Source organism: Bradyrhizobium cosmicum (genome assembly GCF_032290525.1).
Lineage (GTDB): Bacteria > Pseudomonadota > Alphaproteobacteria > Rhizobiales > Xanthobacteraceae > Bradyrhizobium > Bradyrhizobium cosmicum_A.
Genome location: NZ_JASXTA010000002.1, coordinates 288,716 through 304,640, shown reverse-complemented (window position 1 = coordinate 304,640; position 15,925 = coordinate 288,716). Strand labels below are relative to the sequence as shown.

Annotated in this window: 24 protein-coding genes; 15 read left to right on the top strand and 9 right to left on the bottom strand. The window is 64.6% G+C overall.

Going from position 1 to position 15,925, the window contains the following annotated elements; translation table 11 throughout:
• The first annotated feature begins 6 nt into the window (after positions 1-6).
• The gene (locus tag QSV46_RS05190; RefSeq protein WP_314947420.1) at positions 7-513 is read left to right on the top strand and encodes a mismatch-specific DNA-glycosylase; all 507 of its coding nucleotides are present in this window, start codon (positions 7-9) and stop codon (positions 511-513) included.
• A gap of 268 nt (positions 514-781) precedes the next feature.
• Positions 782-1,429, top strand: a complete 648-nt coding sequence (locus tag QSV46_RS05185; RefSeq protein WP_314947418.1) for a glutathione S-transferase family protein — start codon at positions 782-784, stop codon at positions 1,427-1,429.
• Between the two features lie 84 nt (positions 1,430-1,513).
• Here QSV46_RS05185 and QSV46_RS05180 read toward each other — a convergent pair whose 3' ends face one another.
• Entirely contained in the window at positions 1,514-3,073 is a 1,560-nt protein-coding gene (locus QSV46_RS05180) for an outer membrane protein (protein WP_314947416.1), read from the bottom strand.
• Positions 3,074-3,253: 180 nt separating this feature from the next.
• Between QSV46_RS05180 and QSV46_RS05175 the strand changes: the two genes are divergently transcribed.
• Complete coding sequence (locus tag QSV46_RS05175) at positions 3,254-3,949, top strand: glutathione S-transferase family protein (RefSeq protein WP_314947414.1); 696 nt, start codon at positions 3,254-3,256, stop codon at positions 3,947-3,949.
• Positions 3,950-4,053: 104 nt separating this feature from the next.
• Here QSV46_RS05175 and QSV46_RS05170 read toward each other — a convergent pair whose 3' ends face one another.
• Positions 4,054-4,488: a hypothetical protein gene (locus QSV46_RS05170; protein ID WP_314947412.1), complete on the bottom strand. Its 435-nt coding sequence runs from the start codon at positions 4,486-4,488 to the stop codon at positions 4,054-4,056.
• Positions 4,489-4,931: 443 nt separating this feature from the next.
• Between QSV46_RS05170 and QSV46_RS05165 the strand changes: the two genes are divergently transcribed.
• From QSV46_RS05165 to QSV46_RS05150, 4 genes are all read left to right on the top strand, one after another.
• On the top strand, positions 4,932-5,315 hold the full coding sequence (locus QSV46_RS05165) for a RidA family protein (protein ID WP_314947411.1): 384 nt from the start codon (positions 4,932-4,934) through the stop codon (positions 5,313-5,315).
• A gap of 149 nt (positions 5,316-5,464) precedes the next feature.
• Positions 5,465-5,725 (top strand): hypothetical protein, encoded by a 261-nt coding sequence (locus QSV46_RS05160; RefSeq protein WP_314947409.1) that lies wholly within the window; start codon positions 5,465-5,467, stop codon positions 5,723-5,725.
• Between the two features lie 239 nt (positions 5,726-5,964).
• Complete coding sequence (locus tag QSV46_RS05155) at positions 5,965-6,216, top strand: hypothetical protein (protein WP_314947407.1); 252 nt, start codon at positions 5,965-5,967, stop codon at positions 6,214-6,216.
• Between the two features lie 94 nt (positions 6,217-6,310).
• The gene (locus tag QSV46_RS05150) at positions 6,311-6,949 is read left to right on the top strand and encodes a hypothetical protein (protein WP_314947405.1); all 639 of its coding nucleotides are present in this window, start codon (positions 6,311-6,313) and stop codon (positions 6,947-6,949) included.
• Positions 6,950-6,955: 6 nt separating this feature from the next.
• On the opposite strand, the gene QSV46_RS05145 is transcribed toward QSV46_RS05150, so the two are convergent.
• A complete protein-coding gene (locus tag QSV46_RS05145) occupies positions 6,956-7,441 on the bottom strand; it encodes a J domain-containing protein (RefSeq protein WP_314947403.1) in 486 nt (161 codons plus the stop codon).
• A gap of 111 nt (positions 7,442-7,552) precedes the next feature.
• Between QSV46_RS05145 and QSV46_RS05140 the strand changes: the two genes are divergently transcribed.
• The 3 genes from QSV46_RS05140 (at position 7,553) to QSV46_RS05130 (ending at position 9,390) form a co-directional block, all read left to right on the top strand.
• Complete coding sequence (locus tag QSV46_RS05140; protein ID WP_314947400.1) at positions 7,553-8,320, top strand: 3-oxoacyl-ACP reductase FabG; 768 nt, start codon at positions 7,553-7,555, stop codon at positions 8,318-8,320.
• A 214-nt stretch (positions 8,321-8,534) separates the two neighbouring features.
• Positions 8,535-8,783, top strand: coding sequence for a helix-turn-helix domain-containing protein (locus QSV46_RS05135; RefSeq protein ID WP_314947397.1), 249 nt, complete (start codon positions 8,535-8,537; stop codon positions 8,781-8,783).
• A 112-nt stretch (positions 8,784-8,895) separates the two neighbouring features.
• Entirely contained in the window at positions 8,896-9,390 is a 495-nt protein-coding gene (locus tag QSV46_RS05130; protein WP_314947394.1) for a collagen-like protein, read from the top strand.
• A gap of 15 nt (positions 9,391-9,405) precedes the next feature.
• Here the strand turns inward: QSV46_RS05130 and QSV46_RS05125 are convergent, their stop codons facing one another.
• Together QSV46_RS05125 and QSV46_RS05120 are read right to left on the bottom strand one after the other, a co-directional pair.
• A complete protein-coding gene (locus QSV46_RS05125) occupies positions 9,406-9,621 on the bottom strand; it encodes a hypothetical protein (protein WP_314947391.1) in 216 nt (71 codons plus the stop codon).
• A 99-nt stretch (positions 9,622-9,720) separates the two neighbouring features.
• Positions 9,721-9,987 (bottom strand): DUF2277 domain-containing protein, encoded by a 267-nt coding sequence (locus QSV46_RS05120; protein ID WP_314947388.1) that lies wholly within the window; start codon positions 9,985-9,987, stop codon positions 9,721-9,723.
• On the opposite strand from QSV46_RS05120, the gene QSV46_RS05115 reads away from it, so the two are divergent.
• From QSV46_RS05115 to QSV46_RS05105, 3 genes are all read left to right on the top strand, one after another.
• Positions 9,910-10,992, top strand: coding sequence for an alpha/beta fold hydrolase (locus tag QSV46_RS05115; RefSeq protein ID WP_409997143.1), 1,083 nt, complete (start codon positions 9,910-9,912; stop codon positions 10,990-10,992). The genes QSV46_RS05120 and QSV46_RS05115 overlap by 78 nt on opposite strands.
• Before the next feature lie 134 nt (positions 10,993-11,126).
• Positions 11,127-11,480, top strand: coding sequence for a hypothetical protein (locus QSV46_RS05110; protein ID WP_314947387.1), 354 nt, complete (start codon positions 11,127-11,129; stop codon positions 11,478-11,480).
• 74 nt (positions 11,481-11,554) lie between these two features.
• Complete coding sequence (locus QSV46_RS05105) at positions 11,555-12,157, top strand: MSMEG_1061 family FMN-dependent PPOX-type flavoprotein (RefSeq protein WP_314947385.1); 603 nt, start codon at positions 11,555-11,557, stop codon at positions 12,155-12,157.
• A gap of 140 nt (positions 12,158-12,297) precedes the next feature.
• On the opposite strand, the gene bfr is transcribed toward QSV46_RS05105, so the two are convergent.
• The 3 genes from bfr to QSV46_RS05090 form a co-directional block, all read right to left on the bottom strand.
• Positions 12,298-12,786, bottom strand: a complete 489-nt coding sequence (gene bfr, locus QSV46_RS05100) for a bacterioferritin (RefSeq protein ID WP_314947383.1) — start codon at positions 12,784-12,786, stop codon at positions 12,298-12,300.
• Positions 12,787-12,919: 133 nt separating this feature from the next.
• On the bottom strand, positions 12,920-13,192 hold the full coding sequence (locus QSV46_RS05095) for a bacterioferritin-associated ferredoxin (protein WP_314947381.1): 273 nt from the start codon (positions 13,190-13,192) through the stop codon (positions 12,920-12,922).
• 161 nt (positions 13,193-13,353) lie between these two features.
• Positions 13,354-13,644: a hypothetical protein gene (locus QSV46_RS05090; RefSeq protein ID WP_409997140.1), complete on the bottom strand. Its 291-nt coding sequence runs from the start codon at positions 13,642-13,644 to the stop codon at positions 13,354-13,356.
• 135 nt (positions 13,645-13,779) lie between these two features.
• On the opposite strand from QSV46_RS05090, the gene QSV46_RS05085 reads away from it, so the two are divergent.
• A complete protein-coding gene (locus QSV46_RS05085) occupies positions 13,780-14,109 on the top strand; it encodes a hypothetical protein (protein WP_314947376.1) in 330 nt (109 codons plus the stop codon).
• A 209-nt stretch (positions 14,110-14,318) separates the two neighbouring features.
• Complete coding sequence (locus QSV46_RS05080; protein WP_314947374.1) at positions 14,319-14,603, top strand: hypothetical protein; 285 nt, start codon at positions 14,319-14,321, stop codon at positions 14,601-14,603.
• Positions 14,604-14,692: 89 nt separating this feature from the next.
• Here QSV46_RS05080 and QSV46_RS05075 read toward each other — a convergent pair whose 3' ends face one another.
• Positions 14,693-15,919 (bottom strand): lytic murein transglycosylase, encoded by a 1,227-nt coding sequence (locus QSV46_RS05075; RefSeq protein ID WP_314947371.1) that lies wholly within the window; start codon positions 15,917-15,919, stop codon positions 14,693-14,695.
• Positions 15,920-15,925: the final 6 nt, after the last annotated feature.

Below are 15,925 nucleotides of genomic sequence, written 5' to 3'. Positions count from 1 at the left end.
ATTGACTTGCCTGAAACCCATCGCCTCCCCGATGAGCTCCGTCCCAACCTCCGCCTCGTCTTCGTCGGCACCGCCGCCTCGATGCGCTCGGCCGAACTCGGGCACTACTACGCCCATCCCGGCAACCGCTTCTGGCGTGCGATCCATGAGGCCGGCATCACGCCGCGGCGCTATCAGCCAAGCGAGTTCGCCGCGCTGATCGAGCTCGGGATCGGCTTCACGGATCTGTCCAAGTCGGGCGCCGGGATGGATCACCAGATCGCGATTGAGACGATCGACGTGCCGGGGTTCAGGGCCAAGATGGAAAAGTATCGGCCGAGAACGATTGCGTTCACGAGCAAGAAGGCGGCGAGCTTGTACTACGGCAGGGGGTCGAGCGGAATTGCGCTAGGGCGGCAGCCGCGCGACAGAAGCTTGCCGGAGATCTTCGTACTGCCCTCGCCGTCGGGTGCCGCATCCGGTCATTGGACGCTGGAGCCATGGCGGGAGCTTGCCGCGTGGATCAAATCGTAGAATGGGTCACCGATAGCGGCCCACACTCAGCCGTCGTCCCGGCGCAGGCCGGGACCCATACCGCCAGGGAGAAGTTTAGCGAAGACTCGTCGTTTGGTACTGCGACTACCCTGAACCGATGAATTCCGCGGTATGGGTCCCGGCGTTCGCCGGGACGACACTGTGCGTTCGGCAACACGGCGCTGTCAAAATACGACCCCGAAGCTGTCGCACACCAACTCGCCCATTCGTCCTTTGGACACAAGCCGCCACCACCCCGGAGACTCACATGTCCCCCACCATCACCGCCTTCGAAAGCTCGCCCGACCGCGGCAAGGGGCAGGCGCGCGACATGCGGGTGCGCTGGGCGCTGGAAGAAGTCGGGCAGTCCTACGACGTCCGTCTCGTCACGTTCGCCGCGATGAAGCAGCCCGCCCACCTCGCGTTGCATCCGTTCGGGCAGATTCCAACCTACGAGGACGGCGATCTCGCTTTGTTCGAGACCGGAGCGATCGTGCTGCACATCGCCGAGCGCCATGCCGGGTTGCTGCCGCAGGACGCAAATGCCAGAAGCCGCGCGATCGGATGGATGTTTGCCGCGCTGAACACGCTGGAGCCGCCGATCGTCGAGCTCGGGATGGCGATGCTGTTCGAGCGCGACAAGAGCTGGTACGAGGCGCGCCTGCCGATGCTCAGGGATCGCGTCCGCACCAGGCTCGGCGAATTGTCCCGCCGTCTCGGCGACGCCGACTGGCTCGACGGCGCGTTCAGCGCCGGCGATCTCATGATGGTGACGGTGCTGCGCCGGTTGCACACGTCGGGTCTGCTGGATGAGTATCCTGATGTCTCTGACTATGTCGCACGCGGCGAGGCGCGGCCGGCGTTCCTGCGCGCGTTCGATGCGCAGCTGGCGGTGTTCAAGGCTGCGACTTCGTAGCCCGGATGGAGCGCAGCGCAATCCGGGACCACTGTCCCGCATTCCGCTTTGCTCCATGCGGGCTACGGGGCCTCTCTCGCCCGCTCACTGAAACCGATAACTCACCCCGAACGTCGCCAGATGCGTCCGCATCGCGACGTCGTATGTCTCGACGGACGGATTGAACTCCGCCCGGCTGCTCGACCTTGCAACGGTGAAGGCCGTCTTGCCGTAGTCGGCGTAGCGATATTCGGCGCGCGCCAGCCAGTTGCCCCACAATCCGGTCTCGAGGCCGGCCCCTAACGTCCAGCCGGTCTTCGTGGTGGACTGGCTGATGATCCCCGGCGCCAGGGCGAAGAATCCGGTGCAGTTGGCGCTGACGCAGGTCGAGGTCAGCTCGAAGTTCTGCCAGGCCACGCCGCCGGTTGCATAGAGCATGGTCTGCGGGCTGACGAGAGTGCCGCCGCGCAGGCGCAAGGACGCGTCCCAGCGGCTGCGGATCGACAGGCTTTCGCCGGGCGACTGGGAATCGGCCAGATGGATGCTGGTAAAACCTTCGCGCGTGGTGGTGCGGTCGGCGAAGCCAAGATCGCCCTCGACGCCCCCTGTCCATTGCGGGGCGAGTTGCCAGAGATAGCCGGCATAGGGGCTGGCGCGGAACGCCGTGTTGTCCATCGGGCGGGTGTTGGCGCGGCCCGCGAGAACATCGTCCGTGAAGCCGCCGACCGATTCCGACGTCGCGGTGAGATCGGCATGCGTGGCGCGCGCGCCGAGGCCGAGGCCGACATAAGCCCCGGTCCATGAGGGAAGGATCGCGGCCCGCGCTTGCAGCGGATGCGAGCGGCCGCCGATGACGGGCTCGCCGAAGTTCCAGGCGAGGCCGACGCTCGCAATGTGCGTCCGCAGCTTGGTATCGAAATTGTCGACCGTGAGCGCGGGTCCCGCTGCCGTCCTCGCTCGCGCGATCACCATCTGTGTGGTGCCGAAATCGGCATAGCGATATTCGGCACGCAGCAGCCAATTGCCCCACAGCGCGGTCTCGATGCCGCCGCCGAGCGTCCAGCCGGTCCTGGTCGCGGAGTTCGAGACCGATGCGGGTGTCGCATCGTTGCAGGTCCCGCTGACGCAAAGCGAGGTGACGTCGAAGTGCTGCCAGGCAAGGCCGGAGGTCACATAGGCCAGCGTCGACGGCGTCAGCAGATGGCCGGCGCGGCCGCGCAGGCTCGCGTCCCAGCCCGATTTGACCGACAGGCTGTCGACCGCGAAGGTGGACGAGCCGGCCCGCGGCGAGGCGCGAAATCCGGGCAGCGCGGTGTTCTGATCACTGATGCCGACATCGCCTTCGACGCCGACGACCCAGCTGGGAGAGACCTGCCAGTTGTATCCGGCATAGGGATTGACGCGAAAGCCGGTGCCGTCGAACGGCTGGGTGAGCACAGCTCCGTTCAGGTCACGGGCAACGCCGTCCTGCAGCACGGAGGTGGTGGTTATATCGGCCTGCGTCGATCGATAGCCGAGGCCGAGGCCGGCGTAGAAGCCGGTCCATGACGACGCCACCAGCGGCGGCGCCTTGGTGAACGGCTTTGCCGCGAGGTCCGCCGCCTGCACCGGTCCTGCGAAGGCCAGCCCGGCCAGAAGCGCGCTGCCGCGAAGCAATCGCGGCATGTTTCGGCGGATCGATGAACGTCGCATGTGGGGCCCTGCTGCAAGAATTTCAGGGCCGAATCCATAGTTCGAATGGGCGACGCCACGCGTCCTCCGATCGAAGGAGCTCGCGCACAAGGCGCCGGCCTGTTGCAAGCGGGCCACTGCGGCGATACGACTCCAGGCGGAAGGGAGCCGCCCATGCTGACCCTCTACTCCTACCCAAGACTGTTCGGCGTCGCCGACAACAACGGCTACGGCCTCAAGGTCTACGCCTTCTTCAAGCTCGCGGGCGTGCCGTTCGAGCACGAGCACGTCTTCGATGCCTCCACAGCGCCGCGCGGACAGCTGCCTTACATCGTCGACGACGGCGAGACCGTCGGCGACAGCGAGACGATCATCGCGCATGTGATCGCAAAGCATCTGCTCACCATCGATGCCCTGCTCTCACCGGAGCAGCGGCGGACCAATCATCTCATTACGCGCATGCTCGACGATCTCTACTGGGTAATGTCGTATTCGCGCTGGAAGGACGAGCGCTTCTATCCGGCGTTCCGCGACGCCTTCATCGCGCAACATCCGCAAATCAACGCGGCCGGATTCGAGAAGGCCAAGGCCTACAATTCGCAGCGCTATCATTTCCAGGGCATCGGCCGCTACACGCCCGACCAGGCTTACGCGCGAGGGATCGCCGATTTGCAGGTGCTGGCGGAGATCGTGCCGGCGGCAGGCTTCGTCCACGGCGCCGCGCCGACCAGCTGTGATGCCGGCATCTACGGTTTTGTCGCCAACATCTATTACTTCCCGATTCCGACGCCGCTGAAGGCGTTCGTCGATGCACACGGAAATCTCGTCGCGCATTGCGAGAGGATTCATGAGTTGGTGACGGGAGCGTAGCTCAACCCGTCATTGCGAGCGGAGCGAAGCAATCCAGAATCCTGTCGCGGCGACGGTCTGGATTGCTTCGCTACGCTCGCAATGACGACGCTGAAGCAGCCTGCCTACCGCATCGTGATCGCGAGCCCGCTGAGATCCGCATTCGCCATCAGGCCGACCTGCGTGCCGGACAGCTCCAGCACGGCGCCCTTCTGGTTGGTCAGCACGATGGCACGCGCGCCGCGGCCTACCGCGATGCCGGCACCGGCAGCACCATAGACGCCGGCGACGTCCGAGGGCCGGTTGATGTTTGAGACGCGGCCACGCAGCACGGTCTTGGAGCCGCCGAAGACGAAACCGTAGTCGAGCCCGCCGGTCGAGAGCGAATAGGCGCGACCGCGGAAGTTCAGCACGCCGGAGCCGCCGGAACCGCCGATGATCCAGCCCGCCTTGTAGATCGTCAGCACCACGGTGCCGCCGTCGGCCATGGCCGAGGTCGAGAGGCCGGCCAGCGCGGCAAGGCCGACCAGCGCGGCGCGAAGAGTGGTGGCGATCTTCATGGAGTATCTCCGGGGGCTATTTTCAAGGGGGAAACGAATCAGACGGGGTCAATCTATCCGATCGATCGGGGCGGCAACATGATGACGCGTGAGGCGCGTCTGTAGCAACGCACTCAACTGTCATCGCCCGGTTTAACCGGGCGATCCAGTATTCCAGAGGCGTCCGTGATCGAACCGAGAGGACACGGCGTACTGGATGCCCCGGTCGAGCCGGGGCATGACAGCCGAGTTTGGTGTTGCACACCGACCATCGCCACCATGCCATCCTGCCCCTGTTTTGCCCGACGGAGCAACTGAATATTTTGTTTTTACCGAATTATAAAAAGTTCAATGATTCCTGCGCGATGCCTACTGTGCATGGGGTTGTTTTCGCATTTTTTGTTTTGAGCGGACCGCGGCGGCCGCTACGCTCATGCTCCTGCGACCGTCCCCGAGGTGATCCCATGCCGATCCAGCATTTCGCGCCCCCGCCGCACGTCAAGGCGCCGCCGCTGTCCTTTGCGACCCGCGTCGGCGACCTGCTGTTCGTCTCCGGCATTCCCGGCTTCGACGCCAATGGCGCGCTGCCGGACGGCTTCGAGGCGCAGTTCGCCAACGTCGTCGTCAACATCAAGCGCGTGCTGGACGAGGCCGGCGCGACGTTCCGCGACCTCGCCAAGGTCAATGTGCTCTTGACCCGCGCCTCCGATGTCGCCGCGATGAATGCGCTCTATGCCGGTGCGTTCGGCCCGCCGCCTTATCCTGCACGCACAACATGCGTGGTGCAGGCGCTGCCCGATCCGAAGATGCTGATCGAGATCGAGGCGGTGGCCTCGCTTTCGAAGTGAGCCGCGCCGTGTGACTTGCAGAGCACTTGGCCCAACCAAGTGCTCCGAGCCGTCTGACATATCCGTGAACGGCCGCTCCCCGGCTTGCAAAGGACCTGCTTTTACCGCACGAATTTTCGGGTCACACGTTCCCCACAAGGAGATACTTCATGCGTCGCGTTCTCGCCCTCTGTGCCGTTGCCGGCATCGCTTCGTCCGTGTTCGCCGCGCCGGCCTCGGCGGCGGTCGGCTATTACGTGATCCGCTGGGACAACACCGGCATCTGCCAGGTCTGGAACGAGGACCTGAAGTACAAGCCGTTCCAGTTTGGCGTGTCGACCTACAAGGTCGTCAGCAAGCCGCTGCCGACCTTCACCGCGGCCTCGGAGCTCCAGATCAAGCTGCGCGCCGAGCGCAAATGCACGCTCTAGGCGTCACGCGACAGATCTGATTTCGAGGGCGGGCCGCACGAGCGGTCCGCCCTTTTCCTTTGCGGGCATGTCTCATCTTTGTCAGGCGAAATCAGCCGTCTCCGGCGTGCGCGGTTTGAACCTGACGGGCGTGCGGATCTACTCACATCTTGTCCGGGGCGCATCCCCAAAAGCGTCCCGCACCACCCCTCCCCTCATTGTCGGGAGGCGCATCACAACTTTCATTTGAGGAGCTGAACATGCGTCGTATCTCCGTGCTGTGCGCAGCCGTGGGTCTTGCCATTGCCGCCTTCGCAGCCACGAGCCAGGCCGAAGCCGGCTATCATCTGATCCGCTGGCAGAACGGCGGCTTCTGTCAGATCTGGGACGAGAGCCTCCCGACCACGCCGTGGCCCTCCGACTACACCCGTCTCAGCGCGAGCGTGCCGAGCTTCGGCGACGCGCTCATGCTGAAGGACGCGGCGTTGAAGGACGGCCACTGCAGCTGGTAGGAATTCGATCGGCGGACGACAAGGACCGGGCAAGGATGCGACGCTAGCATCCTTGCCCGGTCGCGTTTCCCGCCAGTCATTGCGGGATTCATCGATGCGCACGCCGACGACAACAGCAACAATTTTGGCCGCTTCGCTCCTGCTCGCAGCAACGGCGCGGGCGCAGGCCCCGGAATCCTTCCGCGTGATCTCGCCGATCTTCGGCCAGCTCGTCGCTTTCACGATGCCCGTGCGTTTCGTCGGGGTGTTCGAGAACACCAAGGGCGGCCACTACATCCGCGAGGCCGTGCTCAAGGGCGAGACGCCCGAGCGCTGGACCCAGATGATCACGGTGACGGGCGAGAAGGGCATGACGCTGACGCCCAGCGCGACGCCCGAGAAACTCGCAGGCTCGATCGCTGGCGGCTTCAGATCGGCCTGCCCCGACAGTTTTGCGGCGCAGCCGCTCGGCCCCATGACATTTGGCCGCTTCGAGGGTTTCGCGGCCATCATCGGCTGCGGCCGGATCGACAGCGGCCCCACGCGCCACAGCGAGACCGCGCTCCTGATCGCGCTGAAGGGCACGACCGACTACTACACGATCCAATGGGCCGAGCGCGGCCCGGAGACGGACGAACCTCCAGTCAGGGATCAACGCTGGCACACGCGCCTGAGCGATCTCAACCCGATCGCCCTCTGCCCGATCGTTGCAGGGGAAGCTGCGCCCTATCCGAGCTGCGTCAACAAGAACTGATCGCCCTCAGGCGTCCTTGTGGGCACCGGGATGGATCAACAAGTCCCGCGCGGCGGCGAGGTCGATGAAGGCTTCGGCACTGCCGCCGCGGTCGGGATGCATGCCTTTGGCGGCGCGGCGATAGGCCTGGTTGATGTCCTCGCAGGTGAGCTGCACGGCGAGCGGCAGGCCGAGCGTCTTGCGAGCGCGATCCTCGCTGGAGAGTTTTTTCGGCATGGCGTTGCGGCGACCGAAGCGCGGTGCGGTGAGATCGTGGACGACATCGAGGATCACGCCAACGCGGCGCTGGGCCGCCAGCGCGACGCTGTAGTGGTCATTGCCCGTGGCCTGACGCAGTACCGGAAGGGCCTGCTCGGCCGCCTGGCGTAGCACGGCCTCGGTACTCATCCGCGCGATCTCGGCCGCGAGCCGTCCAGCCTCGGCCCAATCGGCAGACTCCGCAGACCGCAGGCGCTCGAGCGCCAATTTCCAGGATTCAAGCCGTTCCATCATGCGCGCAACGTTTAGCAATGCGAACCAGTATGCCAAGGCGGCCGTTTCCGACCCCTTAATTTCGAGTTAGCCTTTCATGAAACTTAGAAACGAAATCGGGAGGAAATTGTCATGGCATTGCTCGCAAACCACATCGCCGTCGTCACGGGCGCCGGTTCCGGCATCGGCCGGGCGATCGCGGCCGGCTACGCCCGCGAGGGCGCGCAAGTGGTGCTGCTCGACGTCAACTCAGACACCGTCGCGGAGGCCGCGCAGGACATCCGCAAGGCCGGCGGCAAGGCCGAGAGCTTTGCGCTGGACGTGACCAGGCGCGACGATTGCTTCGCGCTGGCCAGGCAGGTCGCCGACAAGGTCGGGCAGGTCTCGATCCTCGTCAACAATGCCGGCATCACCCGCCGCAACGCCTTCACCGCTGATACTGAGACCGTGGCGAAGGACTGGAACGACATTATCTCGCTCAACCTCAACGGCGTCTTCAACATGACGCAGGCGTTCCTCGCGCCGCTACGCGCAGCCAGGGGCCGCATCGTCAACATCGGTTCGATCCAGTCGTTCGTGCATCTGCGCACGCCGAGCTCGGCGGCCTACACCACCTCGAAGCACGGCGTGCTTGGCTTCACCAAGGCCCTTGCGGCCGAACTCGGCAAGGAAGGCGTGCGCGTCAACGCGATCGGGCCCGGCTTCATCGAGACCAACATCAACGCCAATGTGCGCGCGACCAACCCGGCACTGGTGCAAGCCTTTGTCGATCACACCCCGCTGGCGCGCACCGGCAAGCCCGAGGACATCGTCGGGCCCGCGATCTTCCTGGCGTCGGACCTCTCGGCTTACGTCACGGGAACGATCGTGATGGTGGACGGCGGGTATCGGACGGTGTGAGCGGGCGACGCGATGCGGACCGAGACCGGCCGCATCGCTATGCATCTCGTGCCAATCGCGGCCACTCCGCGGCATTCTTGAGGTCATCTGGTGCAATCGCCTTCGATTAACTTTTCATTAACCAAACCCGCCCACCGTAGATCTACGGCTTGGGGGTCGTTTGTTCTCGATCGCTTCCAAAGATGGAAGCGGGCGTTGATCGGGAGGTGTGTTGATGACCACTGTTCATGTCGCCGCGTCCGAGCCGGGCGCGCAATTCCTTAGCCCTGACCAGATCGTTCCGCTGTTGATCGGCGCGACCGTCGACGAGGTCGAGCGCGAGCTCGTGCTCCAGACCCTGGCGCGCTGCGACGGCAACCGCACGCGCGCATCGCGCGTGCTCGGCCTGTCGGTGCGCACACTGCGCAACAAGATCAGGATCTATGCGGCGTCCGGCATCGAAGTGCCGGCGTATCAAGACTAGCGCGTGACGTGCCGCCGATTGATGTTGATCGAGCCCCGCGCAATGCCCGCCGGAATTGCTGATGTCGTCAAACGCCGCTAAGTAGCTTGCTTCCGGTCAAGGGAGCAGTGACGTGGCGGACGAACAGAAACGGCAGGGACCGCAAGGTCCGCGCGGGCGACAGGGCGAGCCGGGACGGCCGGGGCCGCAGGGTCATCCGGGCAAGCGGGGGCCGGACGGCGCGCGCGGCAAGCCGGGACCGACAGGCAAGCCGGGGCCGGCCGGAAAGCCAGGACCGCAAGGCAAGGCCGGCCTGCCAGGCAAGCCGGGCGAAGCCGGTCCGCGGGGAGCAGTCGGACCGCAGGGTCCCGCCGGCCCGCAAGGACCGCGCGGCGAGGCCGGACCGCCCGGCCAACTGCCGTCGATCGAGCAGGTGCTGCCGTGGCTGGATCAGCTCTTCGACGCCTGGGACGAACGCCGCCGCCAGCGCGAGCGTGAAGCTGCCGAGCGCGAGGCGCTCGAGGCCGCCGTGCGGGAGACCGACGAGGCGCACGCCGATAACGGGAGCGACGACGGCGAAGGCGACGATCACAGGAAAAAGAAGAAAAAGAAGAAGCACGGCCACTAGGATTAGCAGCGTGGCCTACTTCGCCTGATCCTCGCGTCGCGGCAGCATGCCCATGCGCTCGAACTGCCAGCGCATCGCGCGATACCAGAGATAGCCGACCAGCGTGCCGAGCAGCGTCAGGACGACGAGGTTGACGCTGCTGTAAGAGCCGCTCCACCACATCATCCATGCGGTCCACAGCACCGTGAAGGTCACGGCACCTGCCTTGAGGGGAAGAAGGGGGCGGCTCATGGTCGTGCTCCGGGCTGTCAAAACCCCGGCGGACATCATCGCAAGTCGAATCCGCTCTCACCGTGAGCCAGGTCACGGAACGGACTTTCGAGCTGGCGACTAACCGAACCGCAGCCGCGAGCGCTCCTTGGCCTTCTCCGCCTCGACCTCACGGTCACGCGCCGGCGCATGGGTGTGCAGTGAAATCAGCAGCTTTCGCGCGGCCTCCGAGACTTCCGCCACCGCGCGCTCGAAGGCCTCCTCATTGGCCTGCGACGGCTTGTTGAAACCGGATAGTTTTCGCACGAACTGGAGCGCGCTTGCGTGGATCTCGTCCTCCGTCGCCGGCGGCTCGAAGTTGAACAGTGTCTTGATGTTGCGGCACATGCACCTTTCTCCCGATGTTTCCTTCTAAGACGATCGGCGGCACCTAAATCCTACAAGTTCCACACCGGCGAAACCATGGCGGAGCTGAAGCTGCACTACACCACCGTCGGCGAGCCCGGCGGCCAACCGGTGCTGGTGTTGCACGGCACCGGCGGCCCGGGCGCGAGCATGCTGTCGGCTGCCTTTGCCGGCGAGCTGTTCGGGCCGGGCCAGCCGCTCGATGCGTCCAAATACTATATCATCGTTCCCGACAGTATCGGCCACGGCAAGTCGTCAAAGCCGTCCGACGGCATGACGACGGGCTTCCCGAAATATGATTACGACGACATGGTCGAGGCGCAGTATCGCCTGGTGACGGAAGGCCTCGGCGTCAAGCATCTGCGGCTCGTGATCGGCAATTCGATGGGCGGCATGCACACCTGGCTGTGGGGCGAGAAATATCCGAAAGCGATGGACGCTCTGGTGCCGATGGCCTCGCAGCCGACCGAGATGGCGTCACGCAACTGGATGCTGCGGCGGATCATGCTCGATACCATCCGCAACGATCCCGGCTACGCTGGCGGCAACTACACCAGTCAGCCGCGCATGATGAAATACGCCATCACCGCCTACGGCATCGCCAGCATCGGCGGCACGCTGGCCTATCAGCACCAGGCGCCAACCGCGGCGAAGGCCGACAAGATCGTCGACGAGCGGCTGGCGATGCCGATCACGGCGGATGCCAACGACTTCGTCTATCAATGGGAGTCCTCGCGCGACTACAATGCCAGCGAGAAGCTGGAGCAGATCGAGGCCTCGCTGCTGCTGATCAATTCCGCCGACGACGAGCGCAACCCGCCCGAGACCGGCATCACGGATGCTGCGATGAAGCGGATCAAGAACGGCAAGCTGTATCTGATCCCTGCAAGCACGGAAACGCGCGGTCACGGCACCACCAGCAACGCGAAATTCTACGCCGAGCATATCAGGCAATTGCTGCAAACCGCGCCGCAGCGGACGATGTAGCAGGGCAGACCGCTCCTATCGCAACGCATCAAACGCGGCGCCTCTGCCGCCGCATATTATTTGAGCATGCAATGCACCGATAGCTCGGGCTTAATCGCGTCAACGATACGAATCGACCGCGATGGAGGACTCGCATGCACAGACTCGCGCTGTGCGTCTGGCTGGCCGCGACGATGGCACTGACGAACGCCGCGTTCGCGTTCGACAACGGCCAATATGACCACGTTCCGCCCGACATCCGCGCCTGGTTCAAGAGCGTGATCGCGCCGAACGGTGTGCCCTGCTGCGACATCTCCGACGGCCATCGCACCGACTACGATGTGCGGGGCGGCGCCTATTGGGTGCCGATCGAAGGACAATGGATGGAGGTGCCCGAACGCGCCATCATCCGCGATCGCGGCAATCCGGTCGGCCAAGCCGTCGTGTGGTACGTCCGCCACCGCGGCACCGTCATCATCAGTTGCTTCGTGCCGGCGGACGCGGTGTAGGTCTTGATGGATTCCATTGGCTGGAGCCGGCTCGATCGGATAAGTTGGTGCCACGTTGATGTGGAGGCACGCCGTTGACCGACCTTTGCCCCGAAGACCTCGCCACCATCTATGCGAAGCCGACCCCGCGCGTCATCGCGAAGGCGCGTCCCGCGATCGATGCGCACGCAAAGAAGTTCATCGAGATGTCGCCGTTCTGCGTGCTCGCGACGTCAGGCACCGACGGCAGCGTCGATGCCTCGCCGCGCGGCGGCGGCACCGGCTTCGTCCACGTCGCTGGCCCCAATCAATTGCTGATGCCCGACCGCGCCGGCAACAACCGGATCGACAGTTTCCGCAACGTCGTCGAAGGCTCCGGCTTCGTGCATCTGTTGTTCTTCGTCCCGGGGATCGACGAGACGCTGCGCGTCGGCGGACGCGGCACGCTGTCGGCCGACCCGGACCTGCTGGCATCGATGGTGGAGTTCGGCAAGCCGCCACGCGCGGTGCTGAATGTCGCCGTCAGCGAAGTCTATTTCCACTGCGGCAAGGCGCTGATGCGCTCAAAACTGTGGTCGCCCGAGAAGGTGCAGCGCTCGGTGATGCCGAGCATCGTCGAGATCATCCACGAGCAGACCAGTCTCGGTGAGCCGCAGAGCCAGGAGATCGTGGAAGAGCTCTACAAGACGCAGTTGTAGCCGGCGCGACAATCACGGTGTCGTCCCGGACAAGCGAAGCGCAGATCCGGGACTCAGGGAGATGTTTGTTGCGCGGTACCAGCCGCGTCGCGCCACGGATCAATTCCGCGGTATGGGGAGTGTGTCGTAGACGCCGGAGCTCAGTGCCCCTCACCCTCGAGCCCGCCGACGTGCTTCTGGGTGTAGAGCTCGAGACCGATGCGGCCGATCAGGTCGAGCTGGGTTTCGAGGAAGTCAATGTGGTGCTCCTCGTCGCTCATCAGCTTCTCGAACAGGTCGCGCGTGACGTAGTCCTTGACGCCGTGGCAGTAGGTCGCCGCCTCCTGGTACAGCGCCCGCGCGCTCATCTCGGCGGCGAGATCGCACTCGATGATCTCCTTGACGTTCTGGCCGATGCGCAGGGGATCAAGCACCTGCATGTTGGGAAAACCGTCGAAGAACAGGATGCGCGCGGTGAGCTTGTCGGCGTGTTCCATCTCCTCGATGGACTCCTTGCGCCAGACCTTGGCCATGTCCAGGAGGCCCCAATTGTCGAGGAAGCGGTAGTGCAGCCAGTACTGGTTGATCGCAGTCAGCTCGTGACGCAGTGACTTGTTGAGATACTCGATGACTTTTGCGTCGCCCTGCATGGTTCACTCCAGCTCTTGCAGTCCAAATCGGCCCTAAACCGAATTTAGAATCTTTCTAAATGAATTTGGGGACGAGGGCAATCGGCCGCGGGGATGCAGCCGGGGAAAAGCTCAGCCGAGGTCAGAGAAGTTTTCAGCAGGCGGCGAGGGCGAACTGGGCGGGCTCAGCCGTCTCGTCGTTGGCGGCCACGGTGTGGCCGTGGGGACAGCCGGCGCAGCAGGACTTGGCACAGGGGCCAAGCGCTTCGTCGATGATGCTCTTGATCGTCCGGGCGCAGCGGCCGCATTCGGCGCTACAGCCGAGGCATCCATAGATTTGCTTGGCATGGCGCACAGCGTCGTCGGACTCGGCGACGGCGGCGCGGATGTCGTCATCGCTCAGCACGTTACAGGAACAAACGATCATGGAAGCGGCAGGCCCTTCGGTGATGCGCGATCATCGATATTTAAAGGGCCGTCCGGATGCAAAGGGAAAAGTCGATATTTGAAGCTATTCCAAACTGGCCGGAAAACAGCCTAGAACGGCTCTAAAATAGGGACTTGCGCTGGATCAAGATTGCGGCGGACCTAGTCGCCGCCTCCACCACCATCGCCCCCGCCTCCGCAATCCCCACTACCGCTATCGCTGCTGGAACAGCTGCCGCTGCCGGTCGAGCTTCCCGAACTGTCGCTGGAAAACCAGCTCCCCAGCGAGAAGCCGCCGCTCGTTCCTGAATAGCTGTCGCCGCCACCGCTTCCGTCACCACCCGCTCCTGCGCGCGAGCGCCGGCCGCGGTTCTGGAGATGGGTGATCCAGCCGTAGCCGATCGCGAAGACGATCCCGGCCGCGATCAATGCATTTACCAGAGCGTTGCCCATCATCGCCTCCCTGGCGGGCCGTGGTCCATATCAATTGGTCGCGCCCGGCAAAGGTGCCGTTCATTGATCATTCAAACGAAGTATGGAACTCTGCTCCCAAAGAGTTCCAGCGTGTTTGTGCGAAAGGTCAAGCCAATGAAGAAGTCGCTCCTGGCAGTTGCGGTCGCTGCCGTCGCCACCCTAGCCGTTGCGGCCGGAACACCGGCCCATGCGCAGCGCGGCGTCGCTGCGGGCGTGGCGGCCGGGATCATCGGCGGCGCCATTGTCGGCGGCGCACTCGCCTCTCCGTATTATTACGGACCTGGCCCCGGTTATTATGAACCCGGCTACTACCCGCCCCGCTATTACGCCCCGAGCCCCGGCTATGTCGCCGACGACTATTACGGCGGCGGCTGCGTCTGGCAGAAGCAGCGCTTCTGGGACGGCTATGCCTGGCGTGTCCGCCGCGTCAGGGTCTGCGGCTGACGCGACGAGTCGGTTCACTACGGATGCGCCGTTCATCTCCGGGCCTGAAAAAGACCGCTTTTTCTCGTCACAGCTCCGTGTGCGTTTACCGTGGGTTGACCATTTGCGCGCTTCCTAGCTGCAAGGCCAATTCCATCAGAGTGTGCGTGAACCTTTGAAACCCGGACGCTCCTAACAAGGGACGTCCATCTCCCAGGAGAGCCAAGAGCATGAAGAAGACTTTTGTTGCCGCCCTCACGGTTGCGACGATCGCCGGTTCGCTGGTGACCGCCACTCCGTCCGCGCAGGCCCATGACGGTGTCGGTGTCGGCATCGCGGCCGGCCTCATCGGCGGCGCCATCGTCGGCGGCGCCATCGCGTCGAGCCGTCCCGCCTATGGCGGCCCCGTCTATGTCGCCGAGCCCGGCCCGCCGCCCCCGCCCTGCTACTGGCAGCGCCAGCGCTACTGGGACGGCTACGGCTGGATCGTTCGCCCGGTCCGCGTTTGCTACTGATCTGATCGCCGGGCGCTCATGAGCGCCGAGATCGAAGCCCGGCCGAGACCATCGGCCGGGCTTTTTTCTTTGGCGACGAGCTGAGTTCGCTACCGCGCCGCCTGGATCGAGCGCAGCACCTCTTCGCTCGGCCAGCAATCGACCTTCAGCCCCACCGACTTCTGATAGGCACCGAGCGCGGCGCGCGTCTGCATGCCGGCCTTGCCGTCGATCTTGTCCTTGTAGAGCCCGACGCGGGTCAGTCCGCGCTGCATGGCCTCGACATCCCTGGTGCGCAACTGCTTGGAGGCCGACCACGGTGTCGCGAACGGTTGGGAGTTCGTCATGCGGTCGCTGAGGTGGCCGACGAACAGCACGTAGAGATCGGAGAAATTGTATTCCTTGATGACGAAGTAGTTCTTCGTGGTCAGGAACGATGGACCGTAGATGCCTTCCGGCTGCAGCAGCGAGGCCGGCTGCGCCTGCTCGGCCGCGCTCAGCTTCTGTCCGCGCGCCGGCACAAAGCCCTCACGCAGCCATTGGCCGATCGGCTTTGTTACCTCCGGCACGCCCGTGGTGCAGTCGACCTTCACCGGAGCCTGCACCTCGTAGGCCCAGCGCACACCACTCTGCCAGCCCTTGTTGACGAGCTGCTGCGCAGCGGAGGCCAGCGCGTCCGGCACCGAATGCCAGATGTCGGTGCGACCGTCGCCGTCGAAATCGACACCGTGCTTGTAATATTCGGACGGCAGAAACTGCGTGAGCCCGGTGGCGCCGGCCCAGGACGAGCGCATGTCCTTGCGGGTCACCACGCCCTCGCCGAGGATCTTCAGCGAGAGGATGAACTCGTTGCGATAGGTGTCCTTGCGACGTCCGACATAGGCCTGCGTCGCCAGCACGCGGACGAGATCGTAAGGCAACGTGTAGCGGCCGTAATCGGTCTCGCGGCCCCAGATCGCCAGCATAACGGTGGCGGGCACGCCAGACGTCTTCTCGATCTCGCTGAGCGCCGGTCGATATTTTTGCAGCAGCCTCTGCCCCTCGCCCGCAAGCCGCGTGATCGAAGCTTCCTTGACGTAGTCGGCGGGCACCTGCACGAACTCGGCCTGCGACGGCGCGCCGGTCGCGGGCCGTCCCGGCAGGATCAAATCAGGCAGCTTGTAATCAGGCTCGAGCCCGCGCGTCTGTTGCTCGAACGTCGCACGCGACACGCCGGCGGCCTGCGCCTCCGGCCAGAGCGAGGCGATGAACTGCGCGAAGGCCGGATCGGCGGCGCGGGCGGGCGACCAGCCGCAGGTGACCATGATCACCGCAGCGATGAGCGCCCGTCGCATCATGCCGCC